This window comes from Hydrogenophaga taeniospiralis, from assembly GCF_020510445.1.
Taxonomy (GTDB): Bacteria; Pseudomonadota; Gammaproteobacteria; order Burkholderiales; family Burkholderiaceae_C; genus Hydrogenophaga.
Genome location: NZ_JAHBAG010000001.1, coordinates 3,737,397 through 3,752,504 on the forward strand (window position 1 = coordinate 3,737,397; position 15,108 = coordinate 3,752,504).

Here is a 15,108-nt window from a genome sequence, read left to right on the forward strand (position 1 = left end):
CAGAACGGGCCAATGGCTGAGCCCTGAAATAGGTCAAACGCGCAGGATTCTCTCACCCCGACCAATGCCGCAGGAACCGGTGCGCACCGTTTCCAGAATAGCGGTGCGGTCGATGGCTTCCAGGAAAGCGTCGTTCTTGCCCTGGTCACCGGTGAGTTCGATGGTGTAGCTTTTCTCGGTCACGTCGATCACACGACCACGGAAGATGTCGGCCATGCGCTTCATTTCCTCGCGCTCCTTGCCCACCGCGCGCACCTTCACCAGCATGAGCTCACGCTCGGTGTAGGCGCCTTCGGTCAGGTCCACCACCTTGACCACCTCGATGAGGCGGTTCAGGTGCTTGGTGATCTGCTCGATCACGTCGTCCGACCCGGTGGTCTGGATCGTCATGCGCGAGAGGCTGGGGTCTTCCGTGGGGGCCACGGTGAGGGATTCGATGTTGTAGCCCCGCGCAGAGAACAGGCCAACCACGCGCGAGAGGGCGCCGGGTTCGTTTTCGAGCAGGACAGCGATGATGTGTTTCATGAATGAGATTCCTCTTTTCTGAGCCCTCCCCTGCGCACGGTAATGCGCAGGATTGGCTGCAAATAGATTCGTCAAGGGACTGCCGACCACCCAAAATGGATGGGCGGCAGGGTGAACAGGGTCAGAGGTCTTCGGCGCCCAGGGTCATCTCGGTGATGCCCTTGCCGGCGCGCACCATGGGGAAGACGTTCTCCGTCGGGTCGGTGCGGAAGTCCATGAACACGGTGCGGTCCTTGAGCTTGCGCGCTTCGCGCAGCGCCGGCTCCACGTCCTGCGGGCGTTCGATCAGCATGCCGACGTGGCCATAGGCCTCGGCGAGCTTCACGAAGTTGGGCAGCGCATCCATGTAGCTGTGGCTGTAGCGGCCCTCGTAGTCAAGTTCCTGCCACTGACGCACCATGCCGAGGTAGCGGTTGTTCAGTGCCATGATCTTGATCGGCGTGTTGTACTGCAGGCAGGTGGACAGTTCCTGGATGCACATCTGCACCGAACCTTCACCGGTCACGCAGAACACCTCGCTCTCGGGCTTGGCCAGCTTGATGCCCATGGCATAGGGAATGCCCACGCCCATGGTGCCCAGGCCACCGGAGTTGATCCAGCGGCGTGGCTCGTTGAACTTGTAGTATTGCGCTGCCCACATCTGGTGCTGGCCGACGTCGGACGTGATGTAGGCATCGGCGTCCTTGGTCATGTTCCAGAGCGTTTCCACCACGTACTGCGGCTTGATCACGTCCTTGTTGCCACGGTCGTACTTCAGGCATTCCTTCGAACGCCAGCCTTCGATGGCGTCCCACCAGCCCGCGAGCGCCTTTTCGTCGGGCCGGAGCGGGCTTTCGCGCACCATGCTGATCAGCTCGGTCAGCACGTCCTTCACGTCGCCAACGATGGGCACATCCACCTTGACGCGCTTGGAGATGCTCGACGGGTCGATGTCGACGTGGATGATCTTGCGCTCGTTCTGCGCGAAGTGCTTGGGGTTGCCGATCACGCGGTCGTCAAAGCGCGCACCCACGGCCAGCAGCACGTCGCAGTTCTGCATCGCGTTGTTGGCCTCCACCGTGCCGTGCATGCCCAGCATGCCCAGGAACTTGCGGTCGGTCGCTGGGTAGGCACCCAGGCCCATGAGCGTGTTCGTCACCGGGTACCCGAGCATGTCGACCAGCGTGCGCAACTCCTGCACGGCACTGCCCAGCAGCACGCCGCCACCGGTGTAGATGTAGGGGCGCTTGGCCGTCAACAACAGCTGCAATGCCTTGCGAATCTGGCCGCCATGGCCCTTGCGCACCGGGTTGTAGGACCGCATCACCACCGACTCGGGGTAACCGGTGTAGACGGTCTTGTTGAAGGAAACGTCCTTCGGGATGTCCACCACCACCGGGCCGGGCCGGCCGCTGCGGGCGATGTGAAAGGCCTTTTTCATCACCATCGCCATGTCGCGCACGTCTTTCACCAGGAAGTTGTGCTTGACGATGGGGCGCGTGATGCCGACGGTGTCGCATTCCTGAAAGGCGTCCAGGCCGATCGCGGCGGTGGGGACCTGGCCGGTGACGATCACCATGGGAATGCTGTCCATGTAGGCGGTGGCGATGCCGGTGATGGCATTGGTCACGCCCGGACCTGAGGTGACAAGCGCCACGCCCACGTCACCAGTGGCGCGCGCGTAGCCGTCGGCGGCGTGCACAGCGGCCTGTTCGTGCCGCACCAGCACGTGTTGGATGGTGTCCTGCTTGTAGAACGCGTCGTAGATGTGCAGCACGGCACCGCCGGGATAGCCCCAGATGTACTTCACACCTTCGGCCTGGAGGGCCTTGATGAGGATTTCTGCGCCGCGGAGTTCTTGGGGGGCTGCACCGGAGGCAGCGGCAGCGGAGGCCAGCTCGGCCTTGTTGATTTCCATGATGAACCTTTCGAGAATTTCTCTGACGAAATACCTTGGGTGCCCCTTCACCCACTCTTGTGAAGCGGTGTCGGGACTTGAGGCCAATGGACATGGGCGGACACATAACCCGCCGGACCTTGGCCCGTTTGCCTGTTGAATTGCAGCCTGTGATTATCGCACTGCAACACGTCTTGTGGATCAACAAGGGTGGATGCAATCGTGGCCAGGCCGCGAATATTGGCCGCAATGCGACAATTCGGGGCCACTTTCCACCGCATCCGATGACCGCGTCCGACACCAACCTGCAGGCCCAGCCCTCCCTGACCGCCCCGTCCCTGACACGCCGCATGGCCTGCTGGCTGTACGAAGGCATCCTGTTGTTCGGCGTGGTGTTCATTGCCGGTTACCTGTTTTCGACACTCACCCAAACCCGCCACGCGCTCGACAACCGCCACCTGCAACAGGGCTTTCTGTTCGTGGTATTCGGCATCTACTTCACCTGGTTCTGGGCCAAAGGCCAGACGCTGGCCTTGAAGACCTGGCACATCCGCGTGGTGGACCGCCGCGGGCAGCCGCTCACCCAGGCGCGGGCGCTGTTGCGCTACCTCTTGTCGTGGATGTGGTTCCTGCCACCGTTGGCCGTGGGTGGCGCGTTCAGATTGCCCGGTGGCGAGTTGACCGTGATCGTGATCGGCTGGGTGGCCATCTGGGCGGTTCTTTCGCGCTTCCATCCCCAACGCCAGTTCCTGCACGACGCACTCGCGGGCACGCGGCTGGTTCACCACAAGCCTGCAGCGCCCCTCAAGGCGGCCCAACATCAGGCCTGAAGTCTCTTGTCTACCGGTATGCCCACCACCACCCCCAACCGCCCCGCCACAACCGCACCTGCGGTGTCAACCCGTTCCGCCCGCGAACCCGTCAACGCCCAGAAACAGCGCACCGGCCTGGCGCGCATGCTGCACGCCTTCGGTTACTCCATGGCCGGACTGCGCGCGGGCTGGGGCGAAACGGCCTTCCGGCAGGAAGCGCTGGCCGCCCTGGTGCTGGTTCCGCTGTCCTTCTGGCTGGGCCGCAGCTGGGTCGAGGTGGCCTTGCTGGCGGGCACCGTGCTCGCGGTGATGGTGGTCGAACTGCTGAACACCGGCATTGAGGCCGCCATCGACCGCATCGGCCCGGAATGGCACGACCTCTCCAAACGCGCCAAGGACATGGGCAGCGCGGCCGTGCTGCTGAGCCTGCTGCTTTGTTTCGGCGTCTGGACTGCGGCGCTCTGGACCCGGCTGGTCTGAACACCTCACCTTCTTCAACGTCCCATGACGGCCCCCCACTTTTCCCTGTGTGTCTATTGCGGCTCCCGCCCTGGCGCCCGCCCCGAGTTCACCGACGCTGCCCGCACAGTCGGTCACTGGATCGGCAGCCATGGAGGGCAACTGGTCTATGGCGGTGGTCGCAACGGCCTCATGGGCACCGTGGCCCAGGCCACGTTGGACGCGGGCGGGCGCGTGGTCGGCATCATCCCCAAGGCCCTGGTGGAGAAGGAATGGGCCAACCACAGCTGCACCGAACTGCACGTGGTCGACACCATGCATGAACGCAAGCGTCTGATGGCCGAAAAGGCAGACGCATTCGTTGCGCTGCCTGGCGGCATTGGAACGTTCGAGGAGTTTTTTGAAGTCTGGACCTGGCGCCAGCTGGGCTACCACGACAAACCGGTGGGCCTGCTCAACCTGGCGGGTTACTACGATGGGTTGATGCAGTTCCTGCGCACCAGCGTCGAAGCGCAGTTCATGGGCGCCTGGCAGATGGACCTGATCCGCGTCGACAGCGACGCACACCGGCTGCTGCCCGAACTGGTGCAGGCTGCGGGCCTGTCACCCGCGGCCCAGCTCGACGCGATCTGAATGGGGGGCGGACCCGCCGCTTCCCCTCAGACCGCGGTTTCGTCTTCTTCGCCGGTGCGGATGCGCACCACCCGCTCGACGGAGGTGACGAAAATCTTGCCATCCCCGATCTTGCCGGTGCGCGCGGCGCGGATGATGGCGTCGACACAGCGGTCCAGGTCGTCGGTCTTGACCACCACCTCCACCTTTACCTTGGGCAGAAAGTCCACCACGTATTCGGCGCCCCGGTACAGCTCGGTGTGTCCCTTCTGGCGCCCAAACCCCTTCACCTCGGTCACGGTCAGACCGGTCACACCCTGCTCGGCCAAGGCTTCACGCACCTCCTCCAGCTTGAATGGTTTGATGACGGCGGTGATCTGCTTCATGCGTGTTCTCCAGGGCAAGTCTTGAGGGAATGCGCTAGTTTATGCCCAAGGCCAGCCGCACGCTGCGTACACTGAAGGCACCCCCAACCGAAGCATGCCCATGCCCATTTCCGAAGCCGTCCGCACCGCGCCCCACGCCCTGCCCCGTCATGTGCCCATCACCGTCAGTGTCCGGGGCATCCATCCGGAAAACGTCCACTTCGGATCGTTGGCCGTGGTGGACACGCAGGGCCGGCTGCTGGCGAGTGTGGGAGACGTCGACACGCCGGTTTTCACCCGCTCGGCGCTGAAGCCGTTTCAAGCCATGCCCGTGATCGCGCAGGCGGCACAAAGCCATCGGCTGGACGACGCCGATATCGCCCTGCTCTGCGCCAGCCACAACGGCGAGCCCATGCACGTGGAGCGCGTTGCTGCGCTGCTGTCCCGCATCGGTGCGAGCGAGTCGGCGCTGGCCTGCGGCACCCACACGCCGTTCTTCTACCGCTTCAACGACGCCACGCCCGAGCCCGGTGCGCGATTCACCCGTCTGCACCACAACTGTTCGGGCAAACACACGGGCATGTTGTTGCTGGCCAGTGCGCTCGGCCTGCCCCTGAGCGGCTACCTCGACCTTGACCACCCGGTGCAGGAGCAGATCCGGACCAGTGTGAGCCATTTCTCGGGTGTGCCGGTGGACCAGCTGGCGTGGGGCATCGACGGCTGCAGCGCCCCCAACTACGCGCTGCCGCTGCGCGCGCTGGCCCACGCTTTCGCCCGCCTGACGCTCGCCGCGCCGGACCCAGTGTACGGCGATGCCCCACGGCGCATTGCTCGCGCCATGAGCCAACACCCCGAGCTGGTCAGTGGACAGGGTCGCAACGATCTGGCGCTGATGCGCGCCGGCCGTGGCGACTGGGTGAGCAAGGTGGGCGCCGACGGTGTGCAGGTGCTGGCCAGTTTCAGCCGTGGCGTGGCCATCGCGGCCAAATGCAGCGACGGCCAGCTGACGCCACTGATGGTGGCTTTCGTGGCGGCGCTGGAGCAGCTCGGCTGGCTCGATGAACAAAGCCGCGCGGTCCTGGCCAGCCTGATCCCGCCGCCGCTGAAAAATGCTGCCGGCATCGAGGTGGGCGAGCTGCGCGCGGTGCTGGAGTTGCCGTTTTCCTAGGCCGTTTCAGTGGGAGACTCAAGCCCGATATTTGCTGGTGATCGGGTAGCGCCAGTCCTTGCCGAAACTGCGGTGGGTCACGCGAATGCCCACCGGCGCCTGACGGCGCTTGTACTCGTTGATGCGGATCAGGCGCACCACCTTGTCCACGTCGGCGCGCGCATAGCCCGCCGCCTCGATGCTGTCGGGGCTCTGGTCGTTTTCCATGTAGCGCTCGATGATGGCGTCGAGCACGGCGTATTCGGGCAGGCTGTCCTGGTCTTTCTGGTCGGGCCGCAGCTCGGCGCTGGGCGGACGGGTGATGATGCGCTCGGGGATCGGGTTGGCACCGGTGCCATAGGGGTCGTGCGCGTTGCGCCAGCGCGCCAGACGGAACACCAGGGTCTTGGCCACGTCCTTGATCACGGCAAAACCGCCCGCCATGTCGCCGTACAGCGTGCAGTAGCCGGTGGCCATTTCGCTCTTGTTGCCGGTGGTCAGCACGATGCTGCCGAACTTGTTGGACAAGGCCATCAGCAGCGTGCCGCGGATGCGCGCCTGCAGGTTTTCTTCCGTCGTGTCTTCGGGCAGGCCGGCGAACTCGGTGGCCAGGCTGGCCTTGAATGCGTCGAACTGCGGCGCAATGGCGATCTCGTCGTAGCGCACACCCAGGCGCTCGGCCATGTCGCGCGCGTCGATCCAGGAGATATCGGCCGTGTAGGGCGAGGGCATCATCACCGTGCGCACCCGGTCCTTGCCGAGCGCATCCACCGCAATGGCCAGCACCAGGGCCGAGTCGATCCCGCCCGACAAGCCCAGGATCGCGCCGGGAAATCCGTTTTTGCCGATGTAGTCGCGCACACCGAGCACCAGCGCGTGCCACAGGTCGGCCTCCTGGCTGTGGGCGCGGTCGGTGGTGGCGTCGATCCGCCAGCCCGACCCCTGCCGAGTGAAGGCCACGTCAAACAGCGCTTCCTCAAAACTCACCGCCCGGCCCGCCAGCGCACCGTCGTCGCCGAGCACGAAGCTGCGCCCCTCGAACACGATCTCGTCCTGGCCGCCCACCAGGTGGGCATAGACCAGCGGCAGGCCGGTGGCACGCACGCGCTCGCGCATGGTGGCTTCGCGCTCGCCGCCCTTGCCGGTGTGAAAGGGCGACGCATTGATGACCGCCAGCACGTCGGCCCCAGCGGCCTGGGCATCGGCCGCCGGCTCGTCGAACCAGGCGTCCTCGCAGATCAGCAAACCGACCCGCACCACGTCACCCGCCATGCGCACGTCGAACACGCAGGCCTCGTGGCCCGGCACAAAGTAGCGCCGTTCGTCGAACACCTGGTAGTTGGGCAGCTCGCGCTTGGCGTAGGTCTGTTGCACCCGGCCTTCCAGCAACACACTCGCGGCGTTGTGCAGGCGGGCCACCGACACGCTGCGTTCCCGCCGGTCCACGTTGCTCGCGCCCGCCGCCCTGGCCGGATGACCCACCACGATGTGCAGGCCATTGAGGCCGGCGGTCTCGGCGGCCACGGTTTTCAGGGCATCATCACAGGCGTCGATGAAGGCCGGGCGCAGGAACAGGTCTTCGGCGGCGTAACCGCACAAGGCGAGTTCGGGTGTGAGCAACACCCGTGCGCCGCGGCCATGCGCCTGGCGCGCCGCATCGATGATCTTGCGGGCGTTGCCGGCCATGTCGCCCACCACGAAATTGAGCTGAGCCACGCAAATGGGAAGTGTCATGGAATCTGGAAAAGTTGCTGCGGGGGCCACCGCCACGGGGTCAAAGATACCCCGTCCGTCCACCCGGGAAATGCCCCCTTCAGGCATGGCATGAAGGGGCAGAAAGTGTCTGCGCACCAGCGCGCCAACGATTATGTCACCCGGGTCCTGGCCTCGCCCACGGCCGTCCCGGCCGCTGCCTGGAGCCACTTGCTGGCGCTGGAAACCGATCCCAGCCCCTTCATGCGCCACGAGTACCTGGCGGCGCTGCACGACAGCGGCTGTGCACGGGAGAAGGCCGGCTGGCAGGCGCAGTTCATCACCCTCTGGCGTGGCGACGAACTGCACGCGGCCTGCCCGATGTACCTGAAGAACCATTCGTACGGCGAGTACGTGTTCGACTGGGCCTGGGCCAACGCCTATGCCCAGCACGGGCTCGACTACTACCCCAAGGCGCTGGTGGCGGTGCCCTTCACCCCGGTGCCGGGCGCGCGGCTGCTGGCCCGCGACCCCGAGGCCCGCGCCGCGCTGGTGCGCGCCCTGCTCCAGCACGCACGCGAGGAAGACCTGTCCTCGCTGCACCTGCTGTTCGCCCAACCGCAGGACATCGCGGCCTGCGAGCAGAACGGCATGCTGCTGCGCCACACCGTGCAGTTCCACTGGACGAACGGGGCCTCCGCACTTTTCACACCGTTCACCGACTTCGAACATTTCCTCGCAAGCCTGCAGCAGGAAAAACGCAAAAAGATTCGCCAGGAACGCCGCAAGGTGGCCGATGCCGGGGTGACTTTCCGATGGGCCAGGGGACAGGACATCACGCCCGCGGACTGGGATTTTTTCTACCGCTGCTACGAGCGCACCTACCTCGAACACGGCAACGCGCCCTATCTGAATCGCGACTTTTTCCAGCGCATGGCCCACACCATGGCCGACCACTGGCTGCTGTTCGTGGCCGAACGCGCTGGCCACCCCATCGCCTGCAGTCTGATCGCCCTCGATGCCGACGCGCGGGTCGCGTATGGGCGCTACTGGGGTGCGCAGGAACGGGTGGACTGCCTGCACTTCGAGGCCTGCTACTACCAGCCACTGGCCTGGTGCATTGAGCACGGCTTCCTGCGCTTTGAAGGCGGCGCGCAAGGCGAGCACAAGATGGCGCGAGCCCTGCTGCCGGTCAAAACCACCAGCGCCCACTGGCTGGCCCACCCCTCCTTTGCCGACGCGGTCGAGCGTTTCCTGGAGCGCGAGGGCGCGGGCATCGGGCAGTACCTGGACCACCTGGCCCAACGCAGCCCGCTGCGTGCGCCGCCACACGGTTCATCGGCGCACATACCCCACAATAGCGACTGAACGCCGCCACGCCAGGACACGCCACCCCACAAGCCCGCCGGGGTCCGCGCGATGGCCGTGTCTGGTTACATACTGACTACACTCAGCCGACATGGACGACACCGACGCTTTTTTCACCCAGACCATCGTGGGCGCTCCGTTCACGGTCTCGTTGGGCAAGCGCCGTGTGGTGCCCAGCGGCCCTGCCCAGGGGCTGGACGTCGACCCGAGCAGCGGGGAGAGCCGCCTGACACAGCTCTGGCGCGACTGGGTGGTGCTCAGCCATGCCAGCGATCCGGTGGGGCGCCCCCGCCTTCGCCCGGGGCCCGTGCGGGGTTTCCTCGAACGGCACGCGCTGTGGATCGCCCTGCTGGGGCTGCTGAGCCTGCTGGTTTCGGTGGTTTTCTGGGGAGTCACCCGGTGGAACTGAAGACCCCTCAGGACACGCTCACGCTCGACCCGGTGGCCATGAACGTGGTCAACCGCGTGGCGGCGGGCAGCCGGCTCAGCGGCGAGCTGCAGTTTGAAGGTGGCCTGCTCGTGCAGGGCGAAATCTCCGGCCGCATCCGCGTCAACGGCCGCCTCATCGTCTGGACAGGTGGCGTGGTTCGTGGCAGGGTTCGCGTGATGGGCGACTTCTATCTGTTTGGGCAACTGGGCGCGACGGACGCCGACCCGAGCGACACCAGCCTCGAATGCCAGGGCATGGCCTACGTGTCCAAAACGGGTGTCTCCACCGGCACGCTCATGGCCCGACGCCTGCAGCTGTACGAGGGCGCCGATCTGCAGGGGCCATTCAAGACGCTCAAACCCGGCAGCAAGCTGCCGGTGCTGCAGGACGTGCACATCGACCAGCCCTGACACCCTCGATCCGACCCACTGCCATGAAAGCCGATCGTTATCTGCACCCCGACCGCCATCTGGAACAGGATTTAGGAACCGACGACATGAACGACTACGACAACCCGCCCCCACCACCGCAGGACTTCCAGGACAACAACGGCATGCAGCCGGTCGAAGGCAATACGCTGGAAATCGATGTGGGACGGGCCATGCCGCCGAGCCAGCCGGGACATCTGCCGCTGCTGCAGCCCCAGGTGCATGCGGCCGTGCCGGTTGACGTCCTCGAAGGAGGTCAGGCCCGAAGCATGGTGGCCGAAGGCATGCATTTCGTGGGCAACGCCGAACTGCGTGGCCCCTGCAGCATCGCTGGTCAGGTGGATGGCAATCTGACGCAGGCCCCCGGCGTCGCAGTGGCCGTGGTGGTGACCGAAACCGGTCGCGTCAAGGGCGACATCACCGCCCAGAAGATCTCCGTCATGGGCCACACCGACGGGATTCTGGATTCCGGCCAGGGCGAAGTCTCGTTGCACGACACCGCCAGCGTGCACGGCCTGGTGCGTTATGGACGCATCCAGGTCAATGGCGCCGACCTCAACGCCACGCTGGAGCGTGTGCCCGTCCAGAAGCCGGGCACCTGACGGTCCTCCATGCTGTGGCACGGATCGGCACGACCACCCCACCGTATGGCGAAAGCGCCGGTGCCCGACACCGAGGCTGTGCGCCAGGCCGCGCTGCGGGCCAGTTGGCGACGCGACCGCTGGGTCGCCCGGCGCCGGCTGCTGGGGCGCTGGCTGCTGTGGTGCCTGAGGCGCTATGTGCTGCCCATCGTGCTGATCATCGGCCTGGGCCTCCTGTTGTGGCTCGGTGTCTGGCCCAGCCTGCGCAAGCCCTTCGAAACAGCCCGTCCGGCAGTGGCATCCAGCGCTCCGTTGCCGCCAACACCGCCAAACCCGCCAATGGGGTCCGCTCCTGGGCCTCAGGGCCCTGTCCTGCCGCCACCCGCGAACGACCCACCCCCCAGTACCACCCTCGCCTCGGGCATCGACCCGGTCGATGCAGCGCACAACGCGGGCCTGCGGCTCGACACCCATTGGCCCACCGCGACGACCGCGCAGGCCGCGGTACAGACCGCACCACCGGCACCGCCCCCTTCCACCCCTCATCTGAAACCCGAAAACTGGTTGCACAGCAAGGAGCCCTGACCCCATGAGCCACAACCCCGCATCGACCCGCCTCGTCCCCGCCGAGCGCCTCTCGGCCATCACCAGCCTGATCGCCGAAGGTGCTGTCTTCGACGGCAACTTCCACACCACGCGCGACCAGGGCATCAAGGTCGACGGCCAGCTCAAGGGCAACATCACCTTCGAAACCGGCGGCACGCTGCACGTGGGCGCCACCGGCGTGATCGAGAACACCCGGCTGGAAGCGGACTATGTGTTCATTGAAGGCAAAGTGATCGGCACCGTGATCGCGCGCAAGGCGCTGGAAATCACCGGTTCGGCCACGCTGATCGGCGACGCCAGCTACGACGAGCTGATCGACATGCACCCACGCGCCCGGGTGCGCGGCAAGATCGAGTACCGCGGAGACATCGACGCGGCCCCGAACTGAAGCCTCGCGGCGCCCAGCGCACCGCCCGAAAACAAAAGGCCTGTACGGTTCGCCGTACAGGCCTTTTGGCCTTTTGTTTTCTTGGCCGCACGCACACGGCGCGCCGCCGAGGGCCCAGCGTTTGATCAGCCCTGCTTCTTTTTGTAGGCGGCGACGCCGTCCATGATCTCCTTGTGCGCGGAAGCCTTGTCTTCCCAGCCCTGCACCTTGACCCACTTGCCGGGTTCGAGGTCCTTGTAGTGCTCGAAGAAGTGTTCAATGGCTTTCAGGCGCATCGGGTTGAGGTCTTCCGGCTTTTGCCAGCGGCTGTAGAGCGACAGGATCTTGTCGGTCGGTACGGCCAGCACCTTGCCGTCTTCACCGGCTTCGTCCGTCATCTTCAGGATGCCGATGGCGCGGCAAGGCACCACCACACCGGGAATCAGGGGCACGGGGGTGATCACCAGCACATCCACCGGGTCGCCGTCGCCCGACAGGGTCTTGGGCACGTAACCGTAGTTGGTCGGGTAGTGCATGGCGGTGCTCATGAAGCGGTCCACGAAGATCGCCCCGGTTTCCTTGTCCACTTCGTACTTGATCGGATCGGCGTTCATCGGAATTTCGATGATCACGTTGAACGCTTCGGGAATGTTCTTGCCAGGGGTGACGTTGTCGAGAGACATGGGGATTTTCTGAGAGTTGAGGAATCGGAGGCGGTCACAAGCGCATAGGCATGGCGCAGGGAACCCGAACAGGTGGCGCAAACCGGTGCGCCCGCAGGCGGGATTTACCCTGATTTTACTGATGCCAGCCTTACTTTCTGATCCAGATCATTTCCCAAGCGGCTCAAATCCCGCTAAATTCCGGGCGTTGGCCAATCGCCCTGCCCAGCATGCTCTCAGGCATGCCGTTCAAGGACGCGAGGAAGCAACGCAGCGGGGGTACCCCGGAGGCGTTGCCCCCTCCAAGTCAAAAACGAGCAGGAGTTACTTTATGGTTGGACAATCTGCGCTGGTGTTTGCGCTGGTGTGTGGACTCGTGGCCGTGGCTTACGGCTTCTGGTCCCGCAGCTGGATTCTTTCTCAGGACGCGGGCAACGCCCGCATGCAGGAAATTGCCGGGGCCATCCAGACCGGCGCCGCGGCCTATCTGGCCCGGCAGTACAAGACCATCGCCCTCGTCGGCGTGGTGTTGACCATTCTCATCGCTGTTTTTCTCGACGGGCAGACCGCCATCGGCTTCGTGCTGGGCGCGGTGCTGTCGGGCGCCTGTGGCTTCATCGGCATGAACGTGTCGGTGCGCGCCAATGTGCGCACCGCGCAGGCCGCCACCAAAGGCATCGGCCCGGCGCTGGACGTGGCCTTCCGCGGCGGCGCCATCACCGGCATGCTGGTGGTGGGGCTGGGCCTGCTGGGTGTGGCCGGATTCTTCTGGTTCCTGGTGGGCAACGGCAACCTGACGCCCGACAAAGACCTGGCCAAGCTGCTGAACCCGTTGATCGGCTTCGCCTTCGGCTCCTCGCTGATCTCCATCTTCGCGCGGCTGGGCGGTGGCATCTTCACCAAGGGCGCTGACGTCGGCGCCGATCTGGTGGGCAAGGTCGAAGCCGGCATCCCCGAAGACGACCCGCGCAACCCGGCCGTGATCGCCGACAACGTGGGAGACAACGTGGGCGACTGCGCCGGTATGGCCGCCGACCTGTTCGAGACCTACGCGGTCACGCTCATCGCCACCATGGTGCTCGGCGCCCTAATGATCACCGCCGCACCGATGCAGGCCGTGATGTACCCGCTGGTGCTGGGCGGCGTGTCCATCATCGCCTCCATCATCGGCTGCTTCTTCGTCAAGGCCAGCCCGGGCATGAAGAACGTGATGCCCGCGCTCTACAAGGGCCTGGCGATCGCCGGTGTGTTGTCGCTGATCGCGTTCTACTTCGTGACCGCCTGGATCATGCCGGACAACGCCATCACCACCAGCGGCAGCCAGCTGCGTTTGTGGGGCGCCTGCGCCGTGGGCCTGGCGCTCACCGCCGCGCTGGTCTGGATCACCGAGTTCTACACCGGCACCCAGTATTCACCGGTCAAGCACATCGCACAGGCCTCCACCACCGGGCACGGCACCAACATCATTGCCGGCCTGGGCGTGTCCATGCGCTCCACCGCCTGGCCCGTGCTGTTCGTGTGCGTCGGCATCCTGGCGTCCTACACGCTCGCCGGCCTCTACGGCATCGCCATCGCGGCCACCGCCATGCTCAGCATGGCCGGCATCGTGGTCGCTCTGGACGCCTACGGCCCCATCACCGACAACGCCGGCGGCATTGCCGAAATGGCCGAGCTGCCCAGCAGCGTGCGCGACGTGACCGATCCGCTGGACGCGGTGGGCAACACCACCAAGGCCGTGACCAAGGGCTACGCCATCGGCTCGGCCGGTCTGGCCGCGCTGGTGCTGTTTGCCGACTACACCCACAAGCTGGAGTCCTACGGCCACCAGATCAGCTTCGACCTCTCCGACCCGATGGTGATCGTGGGCCTGTTCATCGGCGGCATGATCCCCTACCTGTTCGGCGCCATGGCCATGGAGGCCGTGGGCCGCGCGGCCGGTGCGGTGGTGGTGGAAGTGCGCCGCCAGTTCAGCGAGATCAAGGGCATCATGGAAGGCACGGCCAAGCCCGAGTACGGCCGCGCGGTGGACATGCTGACCACCGCGGCCATCAAGGAGATGGTGATTCCCTCGCTGCTCCCGGTGGTCGTTCCCATCCTGGTCGGTCTGTTCCTGGGGCCCAAGGCGCTCGGCGGCCTGCTCATGGGCACCATCGTGACCGGCCTGTTCGTGGCGATCTCCATGTGCACCGGCGGCGGTGCCTGGGACAACGCCAAGAAGTACATCGAGGACGGCCACCACGGCGGCAAGGGCAGCGAGGCCCACAAGGCGGCCGTCACCGGTGACACCGTGGGCGACCCCTACAAGGACACCGCTGGCCCGGCTGTGAACCCGCTGATCAAGATCATCAACATCGTGGCCCTGCTGATCGTGCCGCTGCTGCCCATGGCCGCCTGAGACCGGCCTTCTCGAAGCAAAACGGCCCGCCACAGCGGGCCGTTTTTCATGGGGCGCCGGTTCCGTCCGCCAACGCTCAGAGACCGGCGAGCTGCGTGCGGGTCAGCACCCGCACGATTTCACTGGCGCGAGGCGCCAGGCTGGCCAACTGGTCGGCTGCACCGCGCTCGATGATGTCGAGCACCAGTTCGTTGATGCCACCCACCGCGGCCATGGCCATGGTGGGGGTGAGTGCCGGATAACCGGAGGCGGGCCCGCGGTCATCGGCACCGTTCACCGTGCGCATCAGGAAATCGGCCATCTGCTGCATCACGGTGCGGCGCACGGCCATGCCAGCGGGGCCAACGTGGTGAATCTCAACGAACAGGCTGCGCAACAGGCTGGGGCCGGCCGCGAGATGCGAGAAATAGGCCCCCAGCGCGTGCTCCAGTTGGGCCTGCCACGGTCGATCGGGCTGCACCGCCTCGCTCAGCGTGCGCAGGGCCGAGGCACTGGCCGCCCGGTACAAGGCCAGGAAACACGCCTCCTTGCTGTCGAAGTGCTCGTAGAAACTGCGTTTGGACACGCCGGCTTCGCGTACGATGTCGGCGATGGTCGCGGCCGACAGACCTTTGTCTGCCGCCACGGCAGCCATGGCGCGCATCATGCGCTGACGGTGCTCGTGCTGTTCGGCCTCGGGGGCGCTGGCTTCCTGGACATTCATGAACGGGCATCTTAGTTCGCTCACCGGGTAGAAAACTGACAGGTGGGTACCCGTTTCCCCGCTTGACAGGGCCCACCGTG

The 15,108-nt window shown here is 65.5% G+C and carries 17 protein-coding genes; 11 read left to right on the plus strand and 6 right to left on the minus strand.

Features of this window, described 5'->3' with window-relative positions; translation table 11 throughout:
• Positions 1–33: 33 nt before the first annotated feature.
• On the minus strand, positions 34–525 hold the full coding sequence (gene ilvN, locus KIH07_RS17955; protein WP_226493273.1) for an acetolactate synthase small subunit: 492 nt from the start codon (positions 523–525) through the stop codon (positions 34–36).
• Between the two features lie 121 nt (positions 526–646).
• On the minus strand, positions 647–2,422 hold the full coding sequence (locus KIH07_RS17960; protein ID WP_226493274.1) for an acetolactate synthase 3 catalytic subunit: 1,776 nt from the start codon (positions 2,420–2,422) through the stop codon (positions 647–649).
• 329 nt (positions 2,423–2,751) lie between these two features.
• Here KIH07_RS17960 and KIH07_RS17965 point away from each other — a divergent pair, with 329 nt between their 5' ends.
• The 3 genes from KIH07_RS17965 to KIH07_RS17975 are packed head-to-tail and all read left to right on the plus strand — an operon-like array spanning position 2,752 to position 4,305.
• A complete protein-coding gene (locus KIH07_RS17965; protein WP_413465806.1) occupies positions 2,752–3,231 on the plus strand; it encodes an RDD family protein in 480 nt (159 codons plus the stop codon).
• Between the two features lie 18 nt (positions 3,232–3,249).
• Complete coding sequence (locus KIH07_RS17970; protein ID WP_413465764.1) at positions 3,250–3,693, plus strand: diacylglycerol kinase; 444 nt, start codon at positions 3,250–3,252, stop codon at positions 3,691–3,693.
• A gap of 24 nt (positions 3,694–3,717) precedes the next feature.
• Entirely contained in the window at positions 3,718–4,305 is a 588-nt protein-coding gene (locus KIH07_RS17975; protein ID WP_226493276.1) for a TIGR00730 family Rossman fold protein, read from the plus strand.
• Positions 4,306–4,331: 26 nt separating this feature from the next.
• Here the strand turns inward: KIH07_RS17975 and KIH07_RS17980 are convergent, their stop codons facing one another.
• A complete protein-coding gene (locus KIH07_RS17980) occupies positions 4,332–4,670 on the minus strand; it encodes a P-II family nitrogen regulator (protein WP_068168637.1) in 339 nt (112 codons plus the stop codon).
• A 100-nt stretch (positions 4,671–4,770) separates the two neighbouring features.
• On the opposite strand from KIH07_RS17980, the gene KIH07_RS17985 reads away from it, so the two are divergent.
• On the plus strand, positions 4,771–5,817 hold the full coding sequence (locus KIH07_RS17985) for an asparaginase (RefSeq protein ID WP_226493277.1): 1,047 nt from the start codon (positions 4,771–4,773) through the stop codon (positions 5,815–5,817).
• Positions 5,818–5,835: 18 nt separating this feature from the next.
• Here KIH07_RS17985 and KIH07_RS17990 read toward each other — a convergent pair whose 3' ends face one another.
• Entirely contained in the window at positions 5,836–7,530 is a 1,695-nt protein-coding gene (locus KIH07_RS17990; protein WP_226493278.1) for an NAD+ synthase, read from the minus strand.
• 90 nt (positions 7,531–7,620) lie between these two features.
• Here KIH07_RS17990 and KIH07_RS17995 point away from each other — a divergent pair, with 90 nt between their 5' ends.
• The 6 genes from KIH07_RS17995 to KIH07_RS18020 all read left to right on the plus strand — a co-directional run bounded on the left by KIH07_RS17995 (position 7,621) and on the right by KIH07_RS18020 (position 11,289).
• Entirely contained in the window at positions 7,621–8,856 is a 1,236-nt protein-coding gene (locus tag KIH07_RS17995) for a GNAT family N-acetyltransferase (protein WP_226493279.1), read from the plus strand.
• A 91-nt stretch (positions 8,857–8,947) separates the two neighbouring features.
• A complete protein-coding gene (locus KIH07_RS18000) occupies positions 8,948–9,265 on the plus strand; it encodes a hypothetical protein (RefSeq protein ID WP_226493280.1) in 318 nt (105 codons plus the stop codon).
• Complete coding sequence (locus KIH07_RS18005) at positions 9,256–9,696, plus strand: polymer-forming cytoskeletal protein (protein WP_226493281.1); 441 nt, start codon at positions 9,256–9,258, stop codon at positions 9,694–9,696. The genes KIH07_RS18000 and KIH07_RS18005 overlap by 10 nt, the downstream gene beginning before the upstream one ends.
• A 23-nt stretch (positions 9,697–9,719) precedes the next feature.
• Positions 9,720–10,316: a bactofilin family protein gene (locus tag KIH07_RS18010; protein ID WP_226493282.1), complete on the plus strand. Its 597-nt coding sequence runs from the start codon at positions 9,720–9,722 to the stop codon at positions 10,314–10,316.
• A 45-nt stretch (positions 10,317–10,361) separates the two neighbouring features.
• A complete protein-coding gene (locus tag KIH07_RS18015) occupies positions 10,362–10,880 on the plus strand; it encodes a hypothetical protein (RefSeq protein ID WP_226493283.1) in 519 nt (172 codons plus the stop codon).
• 4 nt (positions 10,881–10,884) lie between these two features.
• Entirely contained in the window at positions 10,885–11,289 is a 405-nt protein-coding gene (locus KIH07_RS18020) for a bactofilin family protein (protein WP_068168598.1), read from the plus strand.
• Between the two features lie 125 nt (positions 11,290–11,414).
• Here the strand turns inward: KIH07_RS18020 and ppa are convergent, their stop codons facing one another.
• Complete coding sequence (gene ppa / locus KIH07_RS18025) at positions 11,415–11,951, minus strand: inorganic diphosphatase (protein ID WP_226493284.1); 537 nt, start codon at positions 11,949–11,951, stop codon at positions 11,415–11,417.
• A gap of 310 nt (positions 11,952–12,261) precedes the next feature.
• Between ppa and KIH07_RS18030 the strand changes: the two genes are divergently transcribed.
• The gene (locus KIH07_RS18030; protein WP_226493285.1) at positions 12,262–14,325 is read left to right on the plus strand and encodes a sodium-translocating pyrophosphatase; all 2,064 of its coding nucleotides are present in this window, start codon (positions 12,262–12,264) and stop codon (positions 14,323–14,325) included.
• Positions 14,326–14,401: 76 nt separating this feature from the next.
• Here the strand turns inward: KIH07_RS18030 and KIH07_RS18035 are convergent, their stop codons facing one another.
• Positions 14,402–15,028 (minus strand): TetR/AcrR family transcriptional regulator, encoded by a 627-nt coding sequence (locus tag KIH07_RS18035; RefSeq protein ID WP_226493286.1) that lies wholly within the window; start codon positions 15,026–15,028, stop codon positions 14,402–14,404.
• Between the last annotated feature and the right edge of the window lie 80 nt (positions 15,029–15,108).